Genomic DNA, 24,589 nt, shown 5'->3' with positions numbered 1-24,589 from the left:
TGATGTCGAGTGGCGCGACGGTTTCCGGACACCGGTCCCCGACGCCGCGGTGCTCCCACCACCCACCCGACATGGGCGGATCGGGCGTCCCCGGGTCGCGGATTCCCCACCCCATCGCGGGTGCAGGCGCGACGCCCGCCGTCCCCGAAACGAGGACTCCCTTGTCCCGCACGAAGAAGCTCGCCGCCATCGCCTCCACCTCCGCCGCCGCCACCGCGATCGCCGTGGCCGCGACCGCCTCCCCCGCCCTGGCCTGGACCGCCGGCCCCTACACCGCCAACCTGTCCGGGAACATGACGATCAACGCGGGCACCAACGTGACCTGCACCGGCTCCACCCTCAAGGGCAACATCGCCGCCGACGGCACGCTCACCGTCACCTCCGCGAGCATCTCCGGCTGCCCGGCCAGCGTGACCCCGCAGAACCTGCCCTGGGGCGGCAAGATGACCGGTGGCTCCACCACCATCACCGGCTTCTCGGTCCAGGCGCTCGGCTGCAACTACGGAGGCTCCATCTCCGGCACCTACAGCGGCGGGGACACGCTCCCGGCCACCGTCACCTTCACCAACCAGACCGTCAAGGCGACGGGCGGATTCTGCCTGGTGCAGTCCGTCACCCTCAGCGCCACCTACGTCTTCTCCGCGGCGTGACCGCCGGGATCTGACAACCCCCGGACCCGGGCGGCCCAGGCCGCCCGGGTCCCACCCGCCGGCCCCCGACACCGCCTCGACGCCCCCGTCGCCGCGGCCAACCGCTGACGTACCCGTCGCACGCATCCAGGCCCCCGCTGGCCGCTCCCGCGGGAACTGAACGCGTTGACTTGCGGCGTGTCGTCCTTAAGGGAGCGGTTTTAAGGCCGACACGCCGCAAGTCAACGAGGGGGCTCGTTTCGGGGCAGCGGTGATCGCCGTGATGGGCAGGCCGTCCGTCCGGCCACCGCGCGATCCCCTGCCTGCACGGCGTTCCGGCGATTTCGATCGCTATCATGCGCGAAAAGCGGAACAGGGCGGGGTGCCGATGGCGGCCGAGGTTCTCGGGAACAGGTACCGGCTGGACGAGCCGGTCGGCGCGGGCGGGATGGGGCAGGTCTGGCGGGCCTACGACCAGACCCTGGACCGGGTGGTGGCCGTGAAGGTCATCGCCGGCCTCAACGCGGCGCCCGAGGCGGCCGCGCGGCTGCGGCGCGAGGCGCGGGCCGCGGCGAAGCTGACGGGCCCGCATGTCGCCGCCGTCCACGACTACGGCCGCGACGACACGGCGAACCGCGACTACATCGTCACCGAGTTCATCACCGGCACCGACCTCGGCAGCCGCGTCCGGGACCACGGCCCGCAGGACCCCGCCGACGTGGCCCGCTGGGGCGTCCAGATCTGCGACGCGCTCATCGAGGCGCACGAGGCGGGCGTCTACCACCGCGACCTCAAGCCGCAGAACGTCATGCTGACGGCGCGCGGCGCGATCAAGCTGGTCGACTTCGGCATCGCCGCCTACGCGGAGGCCGCCGACTACACCCGGATCACCGCGTCCGGCGTGGTCATCGGCACCCCCGCCTACATGTCACCCGAACAGGTCGAGGACCGGGACGTCGACCACCGCAGCGACCTGTACTCCCTCGGCTGCACGCTCTTCGAACTGCTGACCGGCCGGCAGCCCTTCATGGGGAAGGTCGTCACCGTCCTTCTCGACCACGTCCGGACGCCGCCGCCCGCGCCGAGCTCGATCCGCGCCGGCCTCCCCGACTTCTGGGACGAGGTCGTGTCCGTGCTTCTCGCCAAGGATCCCGGCCACCGGTTCTCCAGCGCCGAAGATCTGCGATGGATCCTCGATGACACCCTGGCGGGCCGGCCTTCGTCCACACCCGCCTCCTGGTCGGAGCCGCCTGCGCAGGCGCAAACAGCCATGCCGGAGGAACCGCTCGACAGCGGCGCCAAGGGGGAACCGATGCAGCAGGTGCGCGTGGCGGAACGGGACCTGACCGGCGAGTACTTCACCGGGTCCGTCAAATGGTGGAACAACGAGAAGGGCTTCGGCTTCATCACACCGGACGGTCCGGGTCCCGACGTGTTCGCGCACTATTCCAACATCCTGATGAACGGTTTCCGCACGCTGACCGACGGCCAGCCCGTCCGCTACACGGTCGTCCAGGGGCAGCGCGGCCCTATGGCGGAGAACATCACGCCACTCTGACGGAGACGGACGCGGACGAGCCCCTGGCCTGCGGGGTGGCCAGGGGCTCGCGTCGATGGGGAGCGGACGTCAGGCGCGGTCGTGCTCGCCGCCCTTCACCTCGCGGGTGAACGCCCGCCAGGCACCGGCACCGAACGTCAGCTTCGGCCCGTCCGGATCCTTGGAGTCCCGCACCCCGACCACAGGCGCGAGGTCCGCCACCTCGACACAGTCACCGCCGCTGTGCCCGCTATGGCTGCTCTTCCGCCACAGTCCGGCAACCTCGACGCAGTTGCCGCCCTGGTGGTCGCTGTGGCTGCTCTTTCGCCATTGGACGGTCTGCCAGTCGTTCATAGGCCCTCCAGCACGTTCTGGATCAGGTCCCGTGACTCCTTCACCGGGAGTGCGTGACTTCGAAGTGGGTCCCAGCGTAGAGCGAATTTCTCGACTTTGGCAGGGTCCTCGATCAGAGTTCCGATCCCGGCTGATTCCGTATAGGCCACGGAGGAGCCGTTGAAGCTGAGGATTGTGAACTCGCCGCCCAGGCCAGCATGGTAATCGACGTCCTGTGGGATGACATTGATCACGATCTCCGGACGCTCGCTCAGTTCGAGGAGGTAAGTGAGCTGCGCCTTCATCACACTCGCGCCTCCGACCTTACGGTGAAGCACGGTCTCGTCCACCGTGAACCAGGTCGCGGGTGGCGGGTCGCGCAGGAACACCGAGCGGCGCGCCAAGCGCTCCTTCACTCGCTCTTGCGTGTCCCCTGACCTGGTGTAACTCAGAACGGCGCGGGCGTACTCCTCACTCTGGAACTTGCCGTTTACGAGGAGCGCGGAGAAGACCCGCATCGCTGACGCGTTCTTCTCTCGCTCAACGTACTCGGTGTAACCGGGGGGAAGTGCGATCTGGCCGTCGAGGTTGTTGGCGAGCTTCCATAGGAGATGGAAGCGGTCGCCGGTCTCGAAGTAGGTGTCGAGGTCGAGGGCGCTCTGCTCGGACGCCTTGCGGCCGCTCTCCATGGTGCTGATCCACTGCGGGGTGCAGCCGAGCGCGTCGGCGAGTTCTTTGGCGGTGAGGTTGGCCTCCCCGCGCAGGCGGCGGATCTCTTTGCCGAAGAAGATGCGGACTTGGTTCTCAGCCATGACGGCCTCCGGAGGGTTAACCAGGCGGCTTGGTTGAGTCGATCTTCGTTTCCGCTTGAGCGGCGATGTCTCGCGGTTACTACCGGACCATAACTCATGGTGTGAATCTGGTCACGGCATTTCATCAACTGGAAGCGGATTTTCGGGATGGGGCGCGAGGTGGCGGTGAGCAATTCGCTGGGAATCGGGCAAATTAGTCTCAATGCCGGGTGGTACGGCGAGGTGACGGCCGGAGGGTTCATAGGAAGGCGCCTAGAGCGTCTAAGTGATTACCAAATGCTCAATGGATGCCTGGCGGAGGTGCAGGCGCGCGATGTGGGGGAGCTGTGGCTTCTGTGCGACGCGCAGACGCGCCTTTCCGAGCGGGTCGCGCTCGCCGAATCCGTCCGGAGGCGGCCGTGAACGCCCCTGAGCCCGCCGAAGGCGAGGCGCATGTGCGGCTTCAAATGCTCGGCATGCATCTCAAGGCGCACGGGTTCGCGGTGGAGCACGTGAACGGCGGCCTCGTCGTCCGGAACACGGAGGCGGCCGGGTGCTGCGACGGGCAGCGGGTGCGCGGTGACACGATCACGTGCCGGCCCTACGCGGCGGACGGCGGGCGGTACTGGTTCTTCACTTCGTGGCGCCGGCCGCTCACCGAGGCCGAACGCGTCACCGATGCCGTCGTGATGGTCAAGGGATACCTGGGATCCTCGGCCTGACCTGCGGCTTTTCGGGGTATTGCGGAGGGGTGGGCCCGTTGCGGGACGCGGCGGGCATCATTCCGGGGTGGCCGGAAGGGGTGAGATTTATTGTAATTTTTGTCAATACTTGCGAATGTGACTGCCGGGACAGTAGTTTCTTCGGGCGAGTGAGCGCAAGGCCGGGACTGGCGCGCGGTCCGGATCGGTCTGATCGGCTGGGGAGTTCATGAAGAAGCGTACCGACAGGAAGATCGCCATCGCCGGGACGGCGGCGGCGGCCGTGATCCTGCCCGCCGTCATGGTCGGGCTCGCCCAGGCCGGCGTCGGCGTGCCGAAGGGCAAGCCGGAGGCCGCCGGCAACGCCCAGCCGATCCCCTCCTTCGGTCCGCCGAGCCAGCCGTCCCAGGTCACCGGGTCGCCCTCGCCGAGCACCTCCCCGTCGGCGTCCAAGCCGATCAAGGTCCCGAACGTCCCGCTGACGCACGGCGGCAACCCCTTCGGGACCGGCGGCTCGCCCGCCAAGAACGACCCCGACACCAACAACGGCACGCACGGCGAGAAGCCGCATCTGCCGCCCGGCGTCGGCGACGGCAAGTACCGCAAGGCCCCCGACGGCGCCACCGTCACCGCCATCAAGAAGGTGCACGCGCAGGAGTTCGACGTCAGCATCGCGTCCCCGGCGCTCGGCGCGGTCGTCCAGGCGCGGGTGCTCGTTCCCAAGGGCTGGAAGGCGAACGACACTAAGACCTACCCGGTCGTGTACGCCTACCACGGCGGCAACAACAAGTACACGTCGTGGAGCCATGACGGGCACATCGAGAACGTGGCGAAGAACTACAACGTCATGGTCGTCATGCCCGAGGGCGGCTCGAACGGCTCCTACGCCAACTGGTGGAACGGCGGCAAGGGCGGCATCCCCGAGTGGGAGAGCTTCCACATCTCCGAGGTCATCCCGCTGATGGAGGCCAACTTCCACGCCGGGTCCATGCGCGCCGCGATGGGCCTGTCGTCCGGCGGCCAGGGATCGATCACCTACGCCGAGCGCCACCCGGGCTACTTCAAGTACGCCGCGTCCTACAGCGGTGCGCTCAACATCACCGCGCCCGGCATGCCGGCGGTGCTGACCATGATGAACAGGGACGCGGGCACGAAGATCTGGGGCGACCCGCTCTTCAACCGGTCGAACTGGGCGGCGCACGACGCCGCGGTCAACGTGCGCGCCCTCAAGGGCATCGGCGTGTACGTCTCGTCCGGCAACGGCACGCCCGGCCCCTACGACGACCCGAACGCGGCGCCCGGCGACGCGGGGCGCATCGGCGAGAACCTCGCCGGGCAGATGAACGTCAACTTCGTGAACGCCGCGAAGCGGGCGGGCGTGCCGATCACCTCGCACCTGTACGGGCCCGGCATGCACAACTGGAAGTACTGGCGCCGCGAGGTGAACCTCAGCTGGCCCGCGATCATGAAGGCGATCGGCGGCAAGAAGCTCTGATCCGCGGCGTCCCCGGCGCGCGGTAGCGTGGCCGCGTGAAGGGGTTGGCGCGGCGCGAGTTCCAGCTCGTGCTGCTGCGCCGGATGGCGGACTACCAGCCCGGTCTGGTCGAGGACGCGGTGCGCGCGCTGGACGCGACGCGCACCGAGATGCGCGAGGTCAACGCGCGCTGGCAGCGGATCCTGCGGTCCCGGACGTTCCCGCGCGGCCGCCGCCGCTACGAGGCGGTCCTCGGCCCCGCCGACGCCGGGGAGCGCCGCGTCGGCGACGTCGTGTGCGAGGTGGCGTCGTGGCCGCCGTTCCCGCTGTGGCCCGGCCTGCGGTTCGAGATCATGCTGGCGCCGGACGGGTCGGTGGCGCAGGAGTGGCTCGTCCGGGACCCGGCGTCGCCGGTGCCGGAACTGCGCACCGTCCACGACCTCGTCCCGTGGACGTGCGTCGTCGGCGACCTCGCGGCCCGCTGGGACGGCCTCGCGCACCAGGACGGCGACGCGCCGAGCCGCTGGCACATCGGCTTCGCCGCGCCCGACGGATCGTCCTATGTGGCGCACTTCGTGTGGGGTCTGCTGCAGGAAGTGGTGAGCGTCTAGGCTCGCCTGGTTTGGTCGAATTTTGGGTGGTCTTTGGCGTATTCCGGGATCGCCCCGTCCGTGCCGATGGCACATCCGCCCATAACGTGGTGGCATGTGCGCTCTGAAGGCCGGACCATGCCCGAAGTGAACGGACACGCCCCGGGACGGCCGTCCTGGGCGGAACTCGCGAGCCCAGCCCCGCAGGCGTCGAAGGACTTCTACTGCAGCCTGTTCGGCTGGTACGCCTACACGCTGACGGTCCCGGACTACGACGACTATGACATCTTCACCATGGGCGGCATCCAGGGCCCGGAGGTCGCCGGGATGCAGCGGCTCGCCGACGACGCGCAGCCGCCGTCCTGGTCGCTGTACTTCCGGACCGACGACGTCCAGGGCACCGTCGACACGGTCAAGGAGGCGGGCGGGCAGGAGCTGGTGGCGCCCATCCGGCTCGCCGACCTCGGCGAGATGGCGCTGTGCTCGGACCCGGAGGGCGCCGACTTCGCGCTCTGGTCGCCCGGCAGCCTCCAGGGCGCCGGCGTCGTCGACGAGCCCGGCGCGATGTGCTGGGTGGAGCTGGCCTGCCGCGACGTCGAGAAGGCCCGCCGCTTCTACGGCAGGGTCTTCGGCTGGCAGACCAGCGAGCGCCGCTACTACGCCCCGTACACCAACCTGAAGCTGGGGGAGTGGTCGTTCGGCGGCATGGTCGACGTCGAGGACCTGCGCAGGAACGGGTACGAGGCCGACCCGCACTGGATCCCGTACTTCTGGGTGGAGGACTGCGACGCGACCGCCGCCCGGGCCGCCGAGCTCGGCGGCCGGGCGCTGCTCCCGCCCACCGACATCGAGCCGGGCCGCTACGCGGTCCTGGCCGACCCCGCCGGCGCCCGGCTGGCCGTGATCACGCCGGCCGGCGCCGGCGCCCCATCGGAGGCCTGACGATGCCCGAGCAGACCAGACCCGCGTCCGGCCGGCCCGGCTGGATCGACCTCGCCAGCCCGCACCCCGAGACGGCCCGGACCTTCTACCGCGCCCTGTTCGGGTGGGACTCCTACACCCTGAGCGTCCCCGGCTACGGCGACTACACCGTCTTCACGCTCGGGGACGTGCAGGGCCCGGAGGTCGCCGGGATGCAGTCGCTCGTCGACGACTCCCAGCCGCCGTCGTGGACGTGCTACTTCGAGGTCGGGGACCTCCAGGGGGCGGCCGACGCGGTGAAGGCCGGCGGCGGGCGGGAGCTGATCCCGCCGTCCGACTACGGCGGGGTCGGCTCGATGGCGCTGTGCATGGACCCGGAGGGCGCCGACTTCGGCGTCGCGATCCCCGGCAACATGATCGAGTTCGGCACCGCCGACCGGCCGGGCGCGATGTGCTGGGTGGAGCTGGCGTGCCGCGACATCGAGGGCGCGCGGCGCTTCTACCACGAGGTGTTCGGCTGGGAGGCGGTCGGCCGCGACTACCACGGCTCGGTGTACACGAACTGGAAGCTGGGCGACTGGTCCGTCGGCGGCATGATCTCGATGGACGACTCGTGGCCGCCGAACTACCCGCCGCACTGGATCCCGTACTTCTGGGTGGACGACTGCGACGCGGCGGCGGCGAGGGCCGTCGAGCTGGGCGCGACGATCCGCGTCCAGCCCGCCGACATCCAGCCGGGCCGCTACGCGACGATGACCGACCCGACCGGCGCCCGCCTCGCCGTCATCACCCCGCGGATCGCCACCGGCTCCTGACCCGCCCTCCGCTGCCGTCGCGTCCGGGATTCGGGAGGCGATCACCGGGCATCGGACAGCGGTGCGGATCGGCGGAATGCGTGGGTACCTCCTGCCATGGGCGGGACGGCGGTACTGGCGGGAGCGGCTGAAGCTCACCGCGAAGGCCGTCCTCGCGGGGGTGATCGCGTGGGCGGCGGCGCGGTACGCCGTCGGGCACACCGAACCGTACTTCGCGCCGCTCGCCGCGCTGCTCGGCGTGTACCCGTCGGTGGTGCGGTCCGTCCGGGAGAGCGTCACCTACGCCGCCGGGTTCGTCATCGGCGCCGCACTGGCGATACCGGTCGGGATCTGGATCGGGCCGAACGTCCTCGGCATCGCGGTCGTGCTGTTCCTGACGATGATGGCGTCCGGGTGGCGGCGGCTCGGCGGGCAGGCGTCGCAGGTCCCGTTCACCGCGCTGTTCGCGCTGCTCCTCGGCGGCCACGACGCCGCCGGGTACACGCTGCCGCGCCTCGGGGACGTCGCCGTCGGCCTCGTGGTCGGCCTCGCCGTCAACGCGGTGGCGTTCCCGCCGCTCTACCTGCGCCGCGCCGAGTACGCCGTCGAGGAGCTGCGGGACGTCCTCGCCGAGGCGATGGACGCGCTCGCCGCCGCCGTCACCGGCCCCGACGAGCGCCGGGCGTCCTGGGACGAGGCGGACGAGCGGCTCCGGACCGTCCAGGACCAGGCGCGGCACGCCTACGAGCAGGGCCGCGACAGCATGCGCGCCAACCCGCGCGCGAAGCTGCGCGGCTACCCGCTGCGGTGGCGCGACGAGCCGGAGCGCTGGCCCGCGACCCGGCTGATGAACACCCTTGAGCAGGCGACCACGTACGTGCGGTCGATCGCCGGCACCCACCAGGAGGCGATGGACGCCGAGGCACCGGAACTGCGGTTCTCCGCCGAGTTCCGCGACGACCACGCGCGCCTCGTCGAGCTGCTCGCCGGGCTCGTCCGGCGGCTGCCCGAGGCGCCCGGCGATGAGGAGCTGGCGGACGCCGAGCGCCTGCAGCAGCGGCTCGAACGCCCCCACCACGGGCCCGGCACGGACGCGCCGGGCCTGTGGGACCCGCAGAAGGAGGTGCTGCGGCTCAGTCGCCTCATGCTGGACGACCTGCGCCCGCGCCCGCCCACCTGACCCGTGCCGTTCAGGAGAACACCCCGATGCCGTTCGCGACCGCGCGCTCGCGCCCGTCGGACGGGACGTTGCGCACGGTCGCCGACGGTTCGCCGGGGGCGCGCGCGACGAACGCCGACGAGCCGCCGCCGTCGAGGTTCACCCCGTCGGACGCACCGGCCCGCGCGAGCAGCCCAGCCAGCTCCGCGACGGTGACGCCGCCGCTCGTCTCCGACCGTCCGTCCACCACGGCGAGGTACAGGTGGCGGCCGTCGCGGCTGACGCCGGCGGCGGTGCGCGGCGCGGGGCCCGCCGCGTCCAGGCCGCTCAGCGGGCGGCCGTGGCGCAGGATCGGGAAGCCGCCCACCGCGAACCGGAACCGCACCTTGCCCGCCAGCCGGTAGCGGACCTTCACGCGGTCGCCCTTGCGCAGCTTGAGCAGCGCGGCGGCGCCCTCGTCGCGGCCGACGAGCACGGTCGCGCCCTTGGGAATCGCGCCCGCGCCGACCTCGTCCGAGACGGCCGTGACGACGCCGCGCCGCACGGTCACCTCGGCCGTTCGGGTGCTGCACGGGTCGTTGCGGGCGTCGTCGCTGCCGCAGACCGCGCGCTGCCGCGACACCGTCCCCCACTCGCTCGTGAACGCGCCGACGCCTCCTTCTGGAAGCGCGTACTGGTTGAGGCCGTCCAGCTTCAGCGTCCCGAGCCGGGCCCGGACCGTCCCGGCCAGGCGCAGGCTCGCCACGTGCCCGCGCCCGTCGGCGCCGACGCCGATCACGTCGCGGGCGGACGTCCCGGGCGGCAGCGCGGGCCCGAACCGCTGGCCGTCCGGCACGGCCGCCTTCAGGGCCCGGCCGCCGTCCACCTCCGGCCCCGACGACGAGCCGGTCGGCGGCACGCCCTCGTGCGTCTCGCTGATGTTGAAGAAGTCGCCGTTCACGCCCGCGATCGCGCGCTGGGCGTTCGCCATGTCCGACACCGTCGCGCGCGCGGCGATCGCGCCGGGGCGCAGCAGGCCGACCCGGACGTGCGGGGCGCGCAGGTCGACGTCGACCAGGTCGCCGGCCGCCTTCACACCGGTGCCGGACGTCTCGAACGTCCGCGCGACGACCCCGCGCGAGAGCCGCAGCGCCGAGGTGTAGCGCAGCCCGGGCGCCGCCGCCGGGAGCGCGGGCAGCGCGCGGGCGGCGGGACGCTCGCCCGACCCGGCGCCGTCCGGAGGCGGCGCCGGCGCCGCCCAGGCCGGGACGACCGTGCTCATGACCGCCGTGCTCGTGACCGCCGCGACGGCGGCCGTCCACTTCCTCACCACGGGTGACACCCTTCTCTGCGGGGACAGCCCGTTGATCATGGCGCGGCGGGGGTGAACCACCGGTGCTGCCGGTGCGAACTTTCGCCAACGATCTCCCTGGTGGTGGGGCGCGGCGGAAACTAGAATGACATTCGAATTTCCTGCCGACCGGTACGGAGGGCGGACGATGCGGGCAGCACGCGAGGCTTGGCGCCGGCTGGAACCGGTGCACGCCATGATCTACTTCGTGCCGGAGGGCTCCGAGCGCTACGCCGCGCTCGGCCTGGACGCCGCCGCCGGCTACTTCGCGCCCCGGTCCGCCGCCTTCGGCCGCGCGTCCGCCGAACTCGTCATCGCGACCTTCTACAACTTCAACCCCGCGCTCGTCCGCGGCGCCCTGCCCGCGGCCTGGGAGAAGGCGTCGCCCGAGCAGGTCCTCGCCGCCCGGCTCGACGCAGCCGGCACCGCCCTGCGCCGCGCCGGCATCCACCGCGTCCCCGGCCTCGACGAGGTCACCGGCCTCGCGACCCGCGCCGCCGAGGCCGCCCGCGAGCACCTGCACGGCCGCCCCCTGTTCGCCGCGCACGCCGCCCTGCCCTGGCCCGACGAGCCCATCGACCGGCTCTGGCACGCCCAGACGCTGCTCCGCGAGTTCCGCGGCGACGGGCACATCGCCGCCCTCACCGACGCGGGCGTCGCACCGCTCGAAGCCCTCGTCCTGCACGCCGCCACCGGCACCATCCCGACGCCGTTCCTCAAGGCCAGCCGCGCGTGGCCGGCCGAAGAATGGGCCGCGACCGAGGACGCGCTGCGCGCCCGCGGCCTCCTCGACGGCGACGAGCTCTCCCAAGCGGGCAAGGAGTTCCGGCAGCGCATCGAGGACCGCACCGACGAGCTCGCGCTCCCGGCCTACGCCGCCCTCGGCGAGGCGGACTGCGAGCGCCTCGCCGAACTGGCCCGCCCGTTCGGCCGCGCCGTCGTCACCGCGGGACTGCTGAACCCCGGAAACTGATCGCTCCCGGGCCCGGAAAGCGCCGGAAAACCCTTGGCGCCGATTCCGGGCCCCCGGTTATCGTCGCGGGGCCGCGGAAATTCCGCGCGCACGGGATCCGGAAAAGGAGTGATTCCCGATGACCGCGACCTTCCTTGACCTGACGACCGTTCGCAACATCGGGATCATGGCGCACATCGACGCCGGCAAGACCACCACCGCCGAGCGGATCCTCTACTTCACCGGCGTCTCGCACCGCATCGGAGAGGTCCACGACGGCAATACCGCGCTCGACTGGACCGACCAGGAACGCGAACGCGGGATCACCATCACCTCCGCCGCCACGACCTGCCACTGGCGCGGCCACACGATCAACCTGATCGACACGCCGGGCCACGTCGACTTCGGCATCGAGGTCGAACGCTGCCTGCGCGTCCTCGACGGCGCCGTGGCCGTGTTCGACGGCGTCGCCGGCGTCGAGCCGCAGTCCGAGACCGTGTGGCGGCAGGCCGACCGGTACGGCGTCCCGCGCATCTGCTTCGTCAACAAGCTCGACCGCGCGGGCGCCGACCTCGCCCGTTGCGCCGGCATGATCGCCGACCGGTTGGGCGCGGTCCCGCTCGTCCTGCAGCTGCCGATCGGCGCCGAGGCCGGCTTCACCGGCGTCGTCGACCTGGTCGAGGACCGCGCGCTCGTCTGGGCCGGCGGCGGCGAACCGGACGTCCGGCCCGTCCCGCCCGGCCTGCGGGCCGACGCGCGGCGGTGGCGGGCCCGGCTCGTCGAGACCCTCGCCGAGCACGACGAGACGATCATGGAGCTGTACGTGGCCGGCGCCGAACCGCCGGCCGGGCGGCTGCACGAGGCGATCCGCCGGCTCACCGTCGCGTCCGCCGCGACCCCGGTGCTGTGCGGCAGCGCGTACAGGAACAAGGGCGTCCAGCCGCTGCTGGACGCGATCGCGCGGTACCTGCCCTCGCCGCTGGACGCCGAGGGGCCGCGCGCCGCGTCCGACCGGGCACCGCTGTCCGCCCTCGCCTTCAAGATCATGACCGCCCGGCACGTCGGCCGGCTCGCCTTCGTCCGGATCTACTCCGGCCGCCTGGAGCCCGGCACGTCCGTGCTGAACAGCGTCACCGGAGCGAAGGAGCGCATCGGCAAGATCTACCGCGTCCACGCGAACCGCCGCGAGGAGATCGCGTCGGCGGGCGCGGGCGACATCGTCGCGGTCCTGGGCCTCAAGCGGACCACGACCGGCGACACGCTCTGCGACCCGGCGCACCCGGTCGTCCTGGAGTCCCTGGACGTCCCCGCCCCGGTCATCGAGGTCGCCATCGAGCCCCGCGCGAAGGGCGACCAGGAGAAGATGGCCGCCGCCGTCCGGCGGCTCGCCGAGGAGGACCCGTCCTTCCAGGTGCACGCCGACGCCGAGACCGGCCAGACCGTCATCGGCGGAATGGGGGAGCTGCACCTGGAGGTCATCGTCGGCCGCCTGAAGGACGACCACGGCGTCGCCGCCAATGTCGGCCGGCCCCGCGTCGCCTACCGGGAGACCATTCGCCGGACCGCTTCCAAGGTCGAGACGACCTACCGGAAGCAGAACGGCGGAAAGGGGCAGTATGCGAAAGTCCAGCTCTCCATCGAACCGATCGAGGAGCATTATGAGTTCGTCAACGAAGTGACCGGTGGCCGCGTCCCGCGCCATTTCGTGCCGTCCGTGGACGACGGCTGCCAGCAGGCGATGCGGACGGGCCCGCTCGCGGGCTTCCCGATGACGGGCGTCCGCGTCACGCTGCTCGACGGCGACCACCACCCCGTCGACTCGTCCGAGCTCGCCTTCACGATCGCCGGCTCGCTGGCGTTCCAGGAGGCGGTCCGGCGCGCGTCGCCCGCGCTGCTCGAACCCGTGATGGCCGTCGAGGTCACCACGCCCGCCGAGTACATGGGCGCGGTCATCGGCGACCTCAACGCGCGCCGCGGCCGCGTCGAGGGGACCCGCCCGCAGGGCGGCGCCGAGGTCGTCCGCGCCCTCGTCCCGCTCGCGGAGATGTTCGGCTACGTCGGACATCTGCGCGGCGCCACGTCGGGCCGCGCCGTCCACTCGATGCGGTTCGACTCGTACGCCTTGGTCCCGCCCGCCGTGGCGGCCAAGGTGACGGCGGCCGCCTGACCACCCGGCCGCACGGGCCCGCGCCCGTGCGGCCGGCCCTTTCAGCGGACGCCGTCGATGACCCAGCCGGCGCTCGCGCGCACGAGGTACAGGCCGGGCCCCGGGATCTCCGCCGCCTTGGTGAACGTGTCCGAACCGGCGACCACCGACCCCGCCAGCTCGCACTCCCACGAGAACCGCAGCAGCGCGAACGACCCCCGCCCCTTCTGCCGGACCCGGATCGGCACCGGCCCGCCGTCATGCCGGAACAGGTACATGCCGTGCCCGGACATGCCGTCCCGCAACGGCGGCACGTCCGCCGGCGCGACCGGCCACGCCGCCCACGGCACGTCGGACGAGACCTGCAGCGTCAGCAGCCGCTTCCGGCCGGGGGCCAGCGGGAAGACCACCCGCCGGATCCTCTCGCCGCCCGACGTCCACAGCGACCTCGGGCTTCCCCGGTGCTGGATGTCGACGGACGCCATCGCCGGGCCGGAGAAGCGGACCACCAGGACGGACGCCTCCCGTGGAGCGACCGAGAGCTCCACGCGGGCGTTGCCCTTCCTGCGGGCCACGCTCTCCTGCGGCGTCCCGGGGGGAGGCGCGTCGAACGGAGCCGCGCCGTCCGGCTCGTCGGGCAGAGCCCGCTCGGCCTTCCGGCTCCCGGACGCGGCGGCGCGGCCCGTCTCGATCGGCGGGAGGCCGTCCTCCAGCCGCACCGCGTCAGCCGCGCACACCGGCACCGGACGCGCCGCCTCGCCCGGCGGAGCCCACACCACCAGCCGCACCGACGGCCCGTGCCGCGCGTCGAAGAAGCACAGCGGCCGGTGCTCCGGCACCGCCCGGCCCGCCAGCCGGGCGTCCACGCAGGCCAGCGCGTGGCGCCCCGCGTCCAGGGCCCGGACGGCGTCCTCGGCGTCGAGCAGGTCCCTGTCCCCGACGAACGCGCGCTTCGCCTGCTCGTAGGAGTCGAGGGCGCGTTCGTAGTCGGCCAGCAGAGCCGTGTCGCCGGCATGCTCGGCCGGCTCCAGCGCGAGCGCCGCCAGCGCTTCCCCGAACGCGGTGATGTCCGCCTCGACCGCGGCGAGCCCGGCCCCGCGACGCCGCTTGAAGATCCCGAACACCTCGGCAACGTACCGCCCCGGGCCGCGGCCCGGCGCCGGATCCGGCCGGATGCGGCGATGGTCCCGTGGCCACTGTTGGCAGCGGTTCCGTCGCTATTGGCGGCGCGTTAATAGCGTGTTACAAGTAACTCAACACTTATGCAGCGCCCGGTCGGGGGGCGCGCGGGCGCCCTGCGGGCTCCGGAGAAACCGGAGCGCCAGAGGAGGTCACCATGGGTGAGACCACGCGCAGACGGTTCCTGCGCGACGCCGGGCTGATGGGCGCGGCCACGGCGGGAGCGCTGGCGATGGGACCGGCGCCCGCGCGGGCCGCGGCCGGCAAGCGCGTCGCCGTGCTCGGCGGCGGCGTCGCCGGGCTGAGCGCGGCGCACGAACTGGCCGACCGGGGCTTCCAGGTCGACGTCTACGAGCGCACCGCCCTCGGCGGCAAGGCGCGCAGCATCTTCCCGCCGGGCACCGGGACGGGCGGCCGCCTCGACCTGCCGGGCGAGCACGGGTTCCGGTTCTTCCCCGGCTTCTACTTCAACCTGACCGACAACATGCGCCGGACGCCGTTCCCCGGCAACAAGAACGGATGCTGGGACAACCTCGTCCGCGCCGACGCGTACATGATGGCGCGGCAGGGACGGCCCGACCTGACCATCCCGTTCCCGTTCCCGCTGCCGCCGAAATCCAGCATCTACGACAAGGCCAGCTTCCTCGCGACGATCCAGTCCGGGCTGCAGACGGTCGCGAAACTGTCGCTCACCGAGGCCGCGTTCGCCGCGCAGAAACTGCTCGTCTACGTCACGAGCTGCGACGCCCGCAAACTCGGGCAATGGGACGACCTGACCTGGTCGGACTACATCCGCGCCGACCGGTTCTCCGACGAGTACAACAAGTTCATCGCCGACGGCACGATCCGCAACCTCGCCGCGACCAAGTCCAAGGACGCCAGCACCCACTCGATCGCCAAGGTCGGCGAGGCGACGGTGTGGAGCATCCTCGACCTCGGCAACGAGCCCGGCGGGACCGTCGACCGGGTGCTGGACGGGTCGACGTCGGAGATGTGGCTCGACCCGTGGATCGCGCACCTGAAGAGCCTCGGCGTCACCTTCCACGTCGGCTACAACGTCGATTCCCTGCAGCTGTCCAAGGGCACCGTCACGGGCGCCGGAGTCACCGCGAACGGCGGTTCCAGCACGGTCACGGCCGACTACTACATCGTCTCGATGCCGTGCGAGCGGGCCGTGAAACTGCTCAGCGACGACGTCCTCAAGGCCGACCCGTCACTCGCCGGAATCAAGAGCCTGCGCACCGACTGGATGACCGGCCTGCAGTTCTTCCTCAAGAAGAAACTGCCGCTGGCGCCCGGCCACGTGAACTACGGCGACTCGGCGTGGGCGGTCACGTCCATCAGCCAGGAGCAGTTCTGGAAGCGGGACTTCTCCACCTACGGGGACGGCACCGTGCAGGACTGCCTCTCGTCCATCGTCTCCGACTGGTTCACCCCCGGCACGTTCAACAAGAAGAAGGCGAGCGAGTGCACGCCCGCCGAGATCGCCGCGGAGACGTGGGCCGAGATCAAGGCGCACCTCAACGACACCGGCACCGTCCTCACCGACGACATGCTGCACTCGTGGTTCCTGGACCCGGCGATCGTCCGCAGCGGGACCGGCGTCACCAACGACACCCCGCTGTTCATCCAGCAGCCCGGCTCGTGGAAGCTGCGGCCCGACTCCAAGACGAAGATCCCGAACCTGTTCCTGGCCGGCGACTGGGTGAAGACGCCGATCAACGTCACGACGATGGAGGGCGCGAACCAGGGCGGCCGGCAGGCGGTGAACGCGCTGCTGGACGCGGCCGGGTCGAACGCGTCGCGCTGCTCGGTGCACGAGCTGTACGAGTCGCCGCTGTGGACGCTGTTCAAGGCCAACGACAAGGTCCGCTACGCGCTCGGCCTGCCGCACGAGTTCGACATCCTCGACGCGCGCTGGCCCTAGCCGAGTGACCGCCGCGCCACCAGCGCCGCGTTGAGCAGCTGCAGGTCCGTCGGGCGGGCCGGGTCCAGGCCGGTCAGCTCGCAGATCCGGCGGACGCGGTAGGCGACCGTGTTCGGGTGGACGTGCAGGGCCGCCGCGGTGGCGCGGCGGTCCAGGTCGTCGGCCAGGTAGCGGCGCAGCGTGTGCAGCAGCTCGGGCTTGCGGTCGAGCGGCTCCAGCAGCCCGGCGAGCGGGACGAGCGCGCCGCTCGGCCGGCTGAGCTGGTAGTCCAGCAGGACGTCGGCGAGCCGGTACAGGCCGGGCGGGCGGCCCGTCCCGCGGACGAGGTCGATGACCTCGGCGGTCTGCGCGACGGCGGCGGGGATCCCGGACGGCCCGGTGACCTCCGCCGCCGCCGTGACGCGCGTGTCGGCGGCCTTGCCGGCCTGCGCGACCAGGTCGTGCAGCAGGTCGAAGGACGGCGGCGCGGCGAACGGCAGCAGCGCCGTGCCGCCGGACGCGTCGAGCGCGGTGAGGGCGGGCTCGCCGGCGAACCGGTCCAGCACCGTCCGGACGCGGCGGATCTTGCGGCGGGCCGCGACCCGGGCGCGCTGGCCGGCGCCGCGCTCGTCGGCCGTCCGGGTGAACGCCAGCGCCAGCACGGCGTACCGGGCGGCGGGCCGCAGGCCGGTCCGGCGGGCGATCTGGTCGAGCGGGTCCCCGGCGAGCAGCGCGGTCATCAGCGCGTGCCGCCCGCCCTGCTCCTGGCTGTCCAGGACCTGCCGGACCTCCAGGTAGGAGCCGCTGACCGACGTCGCCAGCCGGGCCTGGAAGTCGACGAAGTAGCCGAGCGCCTCCTGCAGGTCGGGCAGGTCGGACGGCAGCGCGCCCGCGGCCAGCTCGTCCCAGGCCATCGCCGCGCCGATCCGGTAGGCGGTGAGGATCGCCTCCAGCGGCACCCCCTCCTCGGCGCGCAGCGCGGCCGAGTCGCGCTGCCGCCCGAACTCGCCGGCGCCGGCCGGGCGGCGGCGCTCCAGCACGTCCGCGAACTGGCGGAGGCTGTGCTGGACGATCCCGGCGATGTCCCCGGCGATCTCCTCCTGCGGCAGCTCCGCGTAGACGGGCAGCTCGTCCAGCAGCCGCGCGAGCACGCGGCGGGTCAGCACCGGCGCGCGCGCCCGCAGATGGGCGGCCAGCGGCCGCCCCGCCATGCACAGCGCACGCGCCCCGGCCGCGCCCGCAGGCGGTCCGCAAGCGCCCGCAGGCGGTCCGCAAGCGCCCGCAGGCGGTCCGGCCGTGCTCAGCGGCCCCTTGTTGTCCTCCGGCACAACGGCTCCCGGGAAACTCTGCGCCCGCACCAATTGAACGGTGTGTCAAAAGTCTGGACGATCACGGCGTCATCGTCCATGACGGCCAGGGAGCGAAGTGATGAAGCGTCTGTTCGGCGGCGTGGTCGGCTCGATCGTCGCGGCGGCCGCGGCCCTGGCGGTCGCCGGGCCCGCGCACGCGGCGGCGGGACGGTACGTCGCGCTCGGCGACTCGATGGCGTCCGGCCCGCTCATCCCGGACATCACCGGCAACGTCGGCTGCGGCCGGTCCACCCACAACTACGCGCACGACCTGGCCTCGGCGATGGGCCTGAACCTCGCGGACGCGACGTGCAGCGGCGCGTCCACCAAGCACATGACGCAGTCGCAGGACACCAGCGTCGCGGGCGTCGACACCGGGACCGTCCCGCCGCAGTTCGATGCGCTCACCGCCGACACCAGCCTGGTCACGCTGACGATCGGCGGCAACGACGTGGGCCTGGTCGGCATCGCGCAGAACTGCGCGACGCTCGATCCGACCGCGACGCCGTGCAAGGGCAAGTACGAGGCGCAGGTCGCGCAGCGCACCGCCGACTTCGAGCCGAAGCTGTCGGCCGTGCTCGACGGCATCCGGCAGCGGTCCCCGAACGCCCGGATCGTCGTCACCGGCTACGGGCTCTACATCAAGCCGAACGGCTGCTGGCCCGTCCAGCCGGTGCTGTCCACCGACGCCAACTTCCTGCAGGGTTCCGTCAACGCCATGAACGCGGTCATCAAGCGGCAGACCGAGGCGCACGGCGACACCTACATCGACCTGGTCGCGCCGAGCGCCGGGCACGACTCGTGCCAGTCGGCGTCCAAGCGCTGGCTGGAGGGCTACGTCCCCGTGCACGCCGCCGCCCCGCTGCACCCGAACGCCTCCGGCGAGGCCGCCTACGCCGGGATCATCCGGGGCGCGATCGACGCCTCCTGAACCCGGCCTCCGCGACCACAGGCGCCGTGTTCGGCGACATGGCGCCGCCTCCGGCCTGGGCGCCGTCCCTCCTCCAAGGGGCGGCGCCCAGGCGCGTCCAGGGGGTGTCGGTAGATTGAGGACGCCTTTCCCCCTTTGACGCTTTCCCCTTTGACTAAGGACGCCGGGATGAACGCAGAGATGCGCGGCAACGTCGCCGCGTTCGAGCAGACGGTCCGCTCCTCCCTCGCACTGGCCGCGACGCTCGGCGCCGCCGAGTGGGACCGCGCGACCGAGTGCCCGGGCTGGACGGTCAAGGACCAGTTCGCCCACCTCGTCTCGGTGGAGGCGGCACTGCTCGGCGACCCCGCCCCCGAGGTCGAGGTCCCCGAGTTCGACCACGTCCGCAACGACTTCGGGCGGTTCCTGGAGGCCGGCGTGCACGCCCGGCGGGCCGTCCCCGGGCCGCAGGTCGCGGCCGAGCTGGCGGACGTGCTGGAGCGCCGCCTCGTCCAGCTGGCCGACCAGGACCCGGACGCGCCGGCGACCCTCCCGAACGGCAAGGAGGGCACGTACGCGCTGTTCATGCGGTTCCGCGCGATGGACTGCTGGACGCACGAGCAGGACGTGCGGCGCGCGGTCGGCCGTCCGGGCAACCTGGACGCGCCCGCCGCGGGCTGCTTCTGGGCCATCCTCAGCAAGGGGCTGCCGCTCGTCGTCGCGCGCAAGGCCGGAGCGGAGCCGGGGCAGTCGGTGCTGTTCCGGATCAGCGGGCCGGTCGAGCACCGGGTGGCCGTGGTGGTGGACGGCGGCGGGCGCGGGTCGTTCGCCGACGGCGTGCCGGACGCCGCGACGGCCGAGCTGGACCTGGACTGGGAGGGCTACGTGCGGCTCACCGCCGGACGGTGCGGCCCGGACGCGGTGAAGTCGCAGGCCAAGGGGGACGCGGAGCTGGCCGGCCGGGTGCTGGCGAACATGGCGCTGACCCCGTGAGGCGCGGCGGCGGGCGGTAGCCGGTTCCGGCCACGGGCGGCCGGGACGGCTTTACACCCCGATCATGCCAGTGAATGCTGGCACGGTCGAGTTTCCCGCCCGCGAGGAGTCCGCCCGTGAGAACCGCGCTCGCCCGCCGAACCGCCCCGCTCGCCCTCGCCGCCGCAGTGGCCGGCACGCTCACCGGCGCCGGCCTGACCGGCACCGTCTTGACCGGCACGGCGCTCGCCGACGCCCCGTCCGGCGCCTGGACCGCCACCGAGATCACCGGCCTGACCGCCCCGTCGCTCTACGGGGTCACGGCGCCCGACCGCAGGCACGCCTGGGCCGTCGGCACGCAGGCGTCCGCGTCCGCCCCGCTGATCCTGAGCTACCGGCACGGCGCCTGGACGCCGCAGGCCGCGCCCGCCGGAACCGCCCCCGAACTGGTGGACGTCGCGTCCGGCGGGCCGTCGAACGTGTGGGCCGTCGGGCAGGGCGGCGGCGACGCCGCGGCGAAGTCGCTGCACTGGAACGGCCGCGCGTGGAAGGCCGTCGCCTACCCGCGGTCGCAGCCGATGGCGGTGTCGGTCGACTCGCGCGGCAAGGCGTGGTCGGTCGGCTCCAACACCGACGGCAGCGGCGCCGGCGTGTTCCGCCGCACCGGCGGCACCTGGACGGACAAGGGACTCGCGCTCACCGGCGGAGGTCTGCTCGACGCGCTGGCCGCGCGCACACCGAAGGACGTCTGGGCCGGCGGCATGGCCTCGTCCGGCGACGGCCTGTGGCACTACGACGGGACCGCATGGACGCAGATGGACGTCCCCGGCGACTGGCCGCACTGGGTGCTGCAGATCGTCGCGCCGTCGCCGAAGGACGTCTGGTTCTACACGCTCCCGCAGGACCCGCTGTTCTCCGGCCCGGACCTCGTCCACTGGGACGGGACCGCGTTCACCGTGACGAAGACGCCGTCGCCGTACGGGCAGGTCCGCACCTACGCCCAGCACGTCGGGTTCCTCGGCGACATCGCCCCCGACGGGCACGGCGGCGTGTGGCTGCAGGACAGCCGCACCGCCTACTACCGGCACTTCGACGGCACCGCCTGGACGGACGTGCCGCGCCCCGGTGGCGGCACGGGCGGCGCACCGCAGGTCTACGCCCTCGCGGAGGCGGGACGCACCGCGTCGGTGTGGGGCGTCGGGCCGGGCGCCGGCGACCGGCTGCTGATCGACGGGTTCCGCTGACCCCGGCCCCCGGCCCCGCCGTCCGGGCGGCGGGGCCGGGCGGCGCTGGCAGGAGGTGGGACGGGGCACCCTCGCTTCCGCGGGCCGCGGCTGCGAAGATCTCCAGGAGCCGCCCGCGCGGCCTCGCCGCCCCCTGACCCCCGACCACCCCCGGAGGTTCGCCCATGGCGAAGATCATCGAGCACGGCACCTGGCCGCTGACGGCCGCGGACGAGGGGCTGCACGAGCCCGGGCCCGAGGTGCTGTGGAACGAGTCCTACTACTTCGACTTCGCCGCGCCCGACGGGTCCGTCGCCGGGTACGTGCGGCTCGGCCTGTACCCGAACTGGGACCGCGCCTGGTACTGGGCGTGCGTCACCGGGAAGGACCGGCCGCTCGTCCTGATCGCCGACAACGACGCGCCGCTGCCGAAGCCCGGCACGACCGACGTCCGCGCCGGCACCTACCAGGCGACGCAGACCATCGACGCCCCGTTCGGCGCGGCGCGGATCGGGCTGGACGGAGAGGCCGTGATCCTGCCCGACCCCACCGCCGCGTACGGCGACACCACCGCCGCCGAGACCACCCGCCTCACCTTCGACCTGCGGTGGGACACCGTCAGCGGCGTCTACCCCTACAAGGACATCCCGCGCTACGAGATCCCCTGCACGGTGTCCGGCACCGTCACGGTCGGGGACGAGACCATCGCCGTCGACGCGCCCGGCGAGCGCGACCACAGCTGGGGCGAGCGCGACTGGTGGAAGACCTCGTGGCTCTGGTCGTCCGGACGGCTCGGCGACGGCACGTTCTTCCACTGCATGCAGGCCAACATCGGGTTCGCGATCCCGTGGCCGTCTTTCGCGGTGCCGCCCGGCGGCGAGATCGAGCACCGCGACGGGTTCTCCGCCGAGACCCGCTTCGCGGCGGACGACCTGCCCGCGTCGTCGCACCTGCGGGTGCCGGGCGTCCCGATGACCGCGACGCCGGTCGCGTTCGCGCCCGTCGCCGTCGTCTCGCCGGTTGGGGAGACCGCGCACTTCCCACGCGCGCTCTGCCGCTTCGACACCGAGGACGGGCGCACCGGCCACGGCTGGACGGAATGGCACCAGCCGCCCGGCTGGCGGGACCACGGCTGGTCGTACCTCGCCGAAGGCGACGCGCAGTGACCGGGCCGGTCGCGGGCGGCGCCGGCCTCACCGCGTCCTGGCTGACCGAGGCCCTCGCGGACGGCCTCGGCGGCACGGCGGTCACCGCCGTCGGCGCCGAGCCGGTCGGCACCGGCCAGGTGTCGGACAGCCTGCGCCTGCGCCTCACCTACGACGGCCCCGCCGGGCTGCCCGCCACGATGATCGCGAAGGTCCCGGCGGCGGACGAGGCGAGCCGCGCCGCGGCCCGCGCGATCCGTACCTACGAGGTGGAGGCGAGCTTCTACGCGGGCATCGCGGGCGGGCTCGACGCCAGCGTGCCCGCCTGCTACTTCTCCGCCTACGAGCCCGAAAAGGACGACTACGTCGTCCTGCTCCAGGATCTCGCCCCGGCGCAGGCGGGCGACCAGCTCGCGGGCGTCTCGCCGGACGAGGCGGCCGCCGCGGTCGACGAGATGGCCGCGCTGCACGCCGCCGGATGGAACGATCCGGACCTCGCCGCGCTGCCCTGGCTCAACCGGCACAGCGCCGAGGCCGCCGAGTTCACCACCGCGATGGTCGCCGGCCTGTACGAGGGCTTCAAGGAGCGGTACGCGGACCGGCTCGAACCCGAGGTCATCGGCCTGATCGAGGACTTCCTGCCGTCGATGGGCGGGTACCTCGCCGCGCGGGACGGCGCGTCCACCCTCATGCACGGCGACTTCCGCGCCGACAACCTGCTGTTCGGCGGGCCGCGCCCGGTCGTCCTCGACTGGCAGACCTGCGCGTACGGGCCGGGCGCCGCCGACCTCGCCTACTTCCTCGGCTCCAGCCTGCCCGTCGAGGCGCGGCGCGAGCACGAGCGCGCGCTCGTCCGCCGCTACCACACCGCCCTCACCGGACGCGGCGTGGCGCTGACCTGGGACGACTGCTGGGACGCCTACCGCCGGTACGCCTTCCAGGGCATCGTCATGGCGATCGGCGCGTCGATGCTGGTCGAGCGCACCGACCGGGGCGACGAGATGTTCTGCACGATGACCGCGAGGCACGCGCACCACGCCCTCGACCTCGACGCCGCGTCCCTCCTGCCCTGACGCCCGCCGTGGCGCCCCGCGTCCGGGGGCGCCACGGCGGTTCCGGTTCAGACGCGCTCGGCTTCCGGGAAGTGCGAGGCGAGCAGGTCGGGGGACTCCCGCCGGCCGTCCAGCACGCGGTTCGTCCGGTTGGTGACGCTCCAGCCCTCCGGCGTGCGGTGCAGCGTCCAGTGGTTGGCGGTCGCGCGGCGCAGCGTGAAGCCGCCGTCCTGGTTCACGATCATCAGCGTGTAGCCGACGGCGGTGGCCTCGTCGCCGGACACGGTGACGTGCGGCGGCCCGACGAAGTGCGCGCAGCCGCCCGCGATCCAGCGCTGGTGGTTGCCGGAGCGGACCATCGCGTCGATCGCGGGACGGCCGTCCATCATCAGCTCGTCCACGTCGTACACGCCGTCCTCGTCCCACAGCCCGGCGACGGCCTCGGCGCAGCCGCTGTCGACGAGCGGCCCGTAGGACAGGATCAGCCGGGTGATCTCCCGCTCGTCCTCCAGCGCGCGCAGCCGGCCCTCAAGCGCGGCGAGCCGGGTCTCGACGTCGGTCACAGGATGTCTCCAAAGGTCAGGTCGTAGGTGCCGGCGAGGTCGCGGAGCGCGGCGAGCTGCTCGCAGTAGTGCGCCGCCGACTCCGCCGTGATGCGGACGCCCGCGACGGTCGCGCCCGCCTCCCGCAGCCGGACGAGGGCCTTGCCCGCGCCCTCGGCGTCGCCGATCGGGTCCAGCGGGCGGGACGGGGCGAGCACCACGTCGAAGCCGGCCGGGACGTCGGCCTCCGCCAGCATCTCGGCGAGCTGCGCCAGGGGCAGCCCGAACGGCACCCATCCGTCGGCGGCGAGCGCGCGGCGCAGAGACCGGGCGGTGCGGCCGCCGATCCAGAACGGGACGTGCTCCTGCACGGCGTGCGGTTCGACGACCATGCCGGAGAAGTCGTAGTGCTCGCCGTGGTACTCCGGCACGCGCTTCGCCAGGGACGCCCGTAGCGCGGCGATGGCGTCGTCCGCGCGCGCGCCGCGTCCCGCGAAGGGGGCGCCGAGCAGGTCGAACTCCTCCTCCAGGCTGCCGACGCCGAGCCCGAGCGTGAGCCGCCCGCCGCTGACCCGGTCGAGCGTGCCGTACCGCTTGGCGATCGCGAGCGGGTGGTGGTAGCCGAGCACGAGCACCTGGGTGGCCAGCCGGATCCGGGCGGTGCGGGCGGCGAGGTAGCCGAACGTGGCGAGCGGGTCCCAGTACACGCCGCCGCGCTGCTCGGCCGCCTCGACCGGCACCGCGACGTGCTCGCTGCAGGTCAGGTGGTGGTAGCCGAGCCGGTCGGCGGTCTCGGCGATCCGGCCGATCTCCTCGATGCCGGCGTCCCGCTCCCAGCCGGCGTGCCCGAGCGGCGGCTGGGCCACCACCGGCGTGACGATGCCGACATGCATCGCGTCCCCTCTCGACAGAAAAACGTTCTACTCGCGGCCCCGCCGTCGTCGGCGCTCCGGG

General features: G+C 72.8%; 23 protein-coding genes. 16 read left to right on the top strand and 7 right to left on the bottom strand.

Annotated features, from left to right (window positions below; translation table 11 throughout):
• The first annotated feature begins 161 nt into the window (after window positions 1-161).
• The gene (locus J4709_RS14545; RefSeq protein ID WP_208241005.1) at window positions 162-650 is read left to right on the top strand and encodes a PraA/PraB family alkane oxidation protein activator; all 489 of its coding nucleotides are present in this window, start codon (window positions 162-164) and stop codon (window positions 648-650) included.
• A gap of 367 nt (window positions 651-1,017) precedes the next feature.
• Window positions 1,018-2,187, top strand: coding sequence for a protein kinase domain-containing protein (locus J4709_RS54710; protein WP_208241004.1), 1,170 nt, complete (start codon window positions 1,018-1,020; stop codon window positions 2,185-2,187).
• Between the two features lie 69 nt (window positions 2,188-2,256).
• On the opposite strand, the gene J4709_RS14535 is transcribed toward J4709_RS54710, so the two are convergent.
• On the bottom strand, window positions 2,257-2,520 hold the full coding sequence (locus J4709_RS14535) for a DUF397 domain-containing protein (RefSeq protein WP_208241003.1): 264 nt from the start codon (window positions 2,518-2,520) through the stop codon (window positions 2,257-2,259).
• Window positions 2,517-3,311 (bottom strand): helix-turn-helix domain-containing protein, encoded by a 795-nt coding sequence (locus tag J4709_RS14530; protein ID WP_208241002.1) that lies wholly within the window; start codon window positions 3,309-3,311, stop codon window positions 2,517-2,519. Before J4709_RS14530 ends, J4709_RS14535 begins: the two co-directional genes overlap by 4 nt.
• A 398-nt stretch (window positions 3,312-3,709) precedes the next feature.
• Between J4709_RS14530 and J4709_RS14525 the strand changes: the two genes are divergently transcribed.
• From J4709_RS14525 to J4709_RS14500, 6 genes are all read left to right on the top strand, one after another.
• Window positions 3,710-4,012: a hypothetical protein gene (locus tag J4709_RS14525; RefSeq protein ID WP_208241001.1), complete on the top strand. Its 303-nt coding sequence runs from the start codon at window positions 3,710-3,712 to the stop codon at window positions 4,010-4,012.
• Between the two features lie 208 nt (window positions 4,013-4,220).
• Window positions 4,221-5,486 (top strand): alpha/beta hydrolase, encoded by a 1,266-nt coding sequence (locus J4709_RS14520; RefSeq protein ID WP_208241000.1) that lies wholly within the window; start codon window positions 4,221-4,223, stop codon window positions 5,484-5,486.
• Window positions 5,487-5,521: 35 nt separating this feature from the next.
• Window positions 5,522-6,076 (top strand): hypothetical protein, encoded by a 555-nt coding sequence (locus J4709_RS14515; protein WP_307801235.1) that lies wholly within the window; start codon window positions 5,522-5,524, stop codon window positions 6,074-6,076.
• Window positions 6,077-6,202: 126 nt separating this feature from the next.
• Window positions 6,203-6,997, top strand: a complete 795-nt coding sequence (locus J4709_RS14510) for a VOC family protein (RefSeq protein WP_208240999.1) — start codon at window positions 6,203-6,205, stop codon at window positions 6,995-6,997.
• Between the two features lie 2 nt (window positions 6,998-6,999).
• On the top strand, window positions 7,000-7,791 hold the full coding sequence (locus J4709_RS14505) for a VOC family protein (protein WP_208240998.1): 792 nt from the start codon (window positions 7,000-7,002) through the stop codon (window positions 7,789-7,791).
• A gap of 76 nt (window positions 7,792-7,867) precedes the next feature.
• Entirely contained in the window at window positions 7,868-8,950 is a 1,083-nt protein-coding gene (locus J4709_RS14500) for an FUSC family protein (protein WP_208240997.1), read from the top strand.
• Window positions 8,951-8,960: 10 nt separating this feature from the next.
• Here J4709_RS14500 and J4709_RS14495 read toward each other — a convergent pair whose 3' ends face one another.
• A complete protein-coding gene (locus tag J4709_RS14495; protein ID WP_208240996.1) occupies window positions 8,961-10,238 on the bottom strand; it encodes a phosphodiester glycosidase family protein in 1,278 nt (425 codons plus the stop codon).
• A 169-nt stretch (window positions 10,239-10,407) separates the two neighbouring features.
• On the opposite strand from J4709_RS14495, the gene J4709_RS14490 reads away from it, so the two are divergent.
• Entirely contained in the window at window positions 10,408-11,232 is an 825-nt protein-coding gene (locus tag J4709_RS14490) for an SCO6745 family protein (RefSeq protein WP_208240995.1), read from the top strand.
• A 118-nt stretch (window positions 11,233-11,350) separates the two neighbouring features.
• Window positions 11,351-13,378 (top strand): elongation factor G, encoded by a 2,028-nt coding sequence (gene fusA, locus J4709_RS14485; RefSeq protein WP_208240994.1) that lies wholly within the window; start codon window positions 11,351-11,353, stop codon window positions 13,376-13,378.
• 41 nt (window positions 13,379-13,419) lie between these two features.
• Here the strand turns inward: fusA and J4709_RS14480 are convergent, their stop codons facing one another.
• Complete coding sequence (locus J4709_RS14480) at window positions 13,420-14,481, bottom strand: hypothetical protein (RefSeq protein WP_208240993.1); 1,062 nt, start codon at window positions 14,479-14,481, stop codon at window positions 13,420-13,422.
• Window positions 14,482-14,693: 212 nt separating this feature from the next.
• Between J4709_RS14480 and J4709_RS14475 the strand changes: the two genes are divergently transcribed.
• Window positions 14,694-16,463: a hydroxysqualene dehydroxylase gene (locus tag J4709_RS14475; protein ID WP_208240992.1), complete on the top strand. Its 1,770-nt coding sequence runs from the start codon at window positions 14,694-14,696 to the stop codon at window positions 16,461-16,463.
• On the opposite strand, the gene J4709_RS14470 is transcribed toward J4709_RS14475, so the two are convergent.
• Entirely contained in the window at window positions 16,460-17,653 is a 1,194-nt protein-coding gene (locus tag J4709_RS14470) for a PucR family transcriptional regulator (RefSeq protein WP_208240991.1), read from the bottom strand. The genes J4709_RS14475 and J4709_RS14470 overlap by 4 nt on opposite strands.
• Before the next feature lie 217 nt (window positions 17,654-17,870).
• Here J4709_RS14470 and J4709_RS14465 point away from each other — a divergent pair, with 217 nt between their 5' ends.
• The 5 genes from J4709_RS14465 (at window position 17,871) to J4709_RS14445 (ending at window position 23,114) form a co-directional block, all read left to right on the top strand.
• Window positions 17,871-18,722 carry an SGNH/GDSL hydrolase family protein gene (locus J4709_RS14465; RefSeq protein ID WP_208240990.1) on the top strand — a complete coding sequence of 284 codons (852 nt, stop codon included), beginning with the start codon at window positions 17,871-17,873 and terminating at the stop codon, window positions 18,720-18,722.
• Window positions 18,723-18,890: 168 nt separating this feature from the next.
• A complete protein-coding gene (locus J4709_RS14460) occupies window positions 18,891-19,694 on the top strand; it encodes a maleylpyruvate isomerase family mycothiol-dependent enzyme (RefSeq protein ID WP_208240989.1) in 804 nt (267 codons plus the stop codon).
• Window positions 19,695-19,810: 116 nt separating this feature from the next.
• A complete protein-coding gene (locus tag J4709_RS14455) occupies window positions 19,811-20,917 on the top strand; it encodes a hypothetical protein (protein WP_208240988.1) in 1,107 nt (368 codons plus the stop codon).
• 164 nt (window positions 20,918-21,081) lie between these two features.
• A complete protein-coding gene (locus J4709_RS14450; protein WP_208240987.1) occupies window positions 21,082-22,062 on the top strand; it encodes a DUF7064 domain-containing protein in 981 nt (326 codons plus the stop codon).
• Window positions 22,059-23,114 (top strand): phosphotransferase, encoded by a 1,056-nt coding sequence (locus J4709_RS14445; RefSeq protein ID WP_208240986.1) that lies wholly within the window; start codon window positions 22,059-22,061, stop codon window positions 23,112-23,114. The genes J4709_RS14450 and J4709_RS14445 overlap by 4 nt, the downstream gene beginning before the upstream one ends.
• Before the next feature lie 47 nt (window positions 23,115-23,161).
• On the opposite strand, the gene J4709_RS14440 is transcribed toward J4709_RS14445, so the two are convergent.
• Together J4709_RS14440 and J4709_RS14435 are read right to left on the bottom strand one after the other, a co-directional pair.
• Window positions 23,162-23,656 (bottom strand): nuclear transport factor 2 family protein, encoded by a 495-nt coding sequence (locus J4709_RS14440; RefSeq protein WP_208240985.1) that lies wholly within the window; start codon window positions 23,654-23,656, stop codon window positions 23,162-23,164.
• Entirely contained in the window at window positions 23,653-24,528 is an 876-nt protein-coding gene (locus J4709_RS14435) for an LLM class F420-dependent oxidoreductase (protein WP_208240984.1), read from the bottom strand. Before J4709_RS14435 ends, J4709_RS14440 begins: the two co-directional genes overlap by 4 nt.
• Window positions 24,529-24,589 lie beyond the last annotated feature (61 nt).

The sequence above is a fragment of the Actinomadura violacea genome (assembly GCF_017573465.1).
GTDB classification, from domain to species: Bacteria; Actinomycetota; Actinomycetes; order Streptosporangiales; family Streptosporangiaceae; genus Spirillospora; species Spirillospora violacea.
The sequence above is the reverse complement of the archived record's forward strand: the minus strand, read 5'-3'. Positions and strand labels throughout refer to the sequence as shown.

Coding starts and splice junctions, on each gene's coding strand:
- J4709_RS54710 (WP_208241004.1), top strand. CDS start 1,018: ATGGCGGCCGAGGTTCTCGGGAACAGGTACCGGCTGGACGAGCCGGTC.
- J4709_RS14535 (WP_208241003.1), bottom strand. CDS start 2,520: ATGAACGACTGGCAGACCGTCCAATGGCGAAAGAGCAGCCACAGCGAC.
- J4709_RS14530 (WP_208241002.1), bottom strand. CDS start 3,311: ATGGCTGAGAACCAAGTCCGCATCTTCTTCGGCAAAGAGATCCGCCGC.
- J4709_RS14520 (WP_208241000.1), top strand. CDS start 4,221: ATGAAGAAGCGTACCGACAGGAAGATCGCCATCGCCGGGACGGCGGCG.
- J4709_RS14505 (WP_208240998.1), top strand. CDS start 7,000: ATGCCCGAGCAGACCAGACCCGCGTCCGGCCGGCCCGGCTGGATCGAC.
- J4709_RS14500 (WP_208240997.1), top strand. CDS start 7,868: ATGCGTGGGTACCTCCTGCCATGGGCGGGACGGCGGTACTGGCGGGAG.
- J4709_RS14490 (WP_208240995.1), top strand. CDS start 10,408: ATGCGGGCAGCACGCGAGGCTTGGCGCCGGCTGGAACCGGTGCACGCC.
- fusA (WP_208240994.1), top strand. CDS start 11,351: ATGACCGCGACCTTCCTTGACCTGACGACCGTTCGCAACATCGGGATC.
- J4709_RS14475 (WP_208240992.1), top strand. CDS start 14,694: ATGGGTGAGACCACGCGCAGACGGTTCCTGCGCGACGCCGGGCTGATG.
- J4709_RS14470 (WP_208240991.1), bottom strand. CDS start 17,653: ATGGCGGGGCGGCCGCTGGCCGCCCATCTGCGGGCGCGCGCGCCGGTG.
- J4709_RS14465 (WP_208240990.1), top strand. CDS start 17,871: ATGAAGCGTCTGTTCGGCGGCGTGGTCGGCTCGATCGTCGCGGCGGCC.
- J4709_RS14460 (WP_208240989.1), top strand. CDS start 18,891: ATGAACGCAGAGATGCGCGGCAACGTCGCCGCGTTCGAGCAGACGGTC.
- J4709_RS14450 (WP_208240987.1), top strand. CDS start 21,082: ATGGCGAAGATCATCGAGCACGGCACCTGGCCGCTGACGGCCGCGGAC.
- J4709_RS14435 (WP_208240984.1), bottom strand. CDS start 24,528: ATGCATGTCGGCATCGTCACGCCGGTGGTGGCCCAGCCGCCGCTCGGG.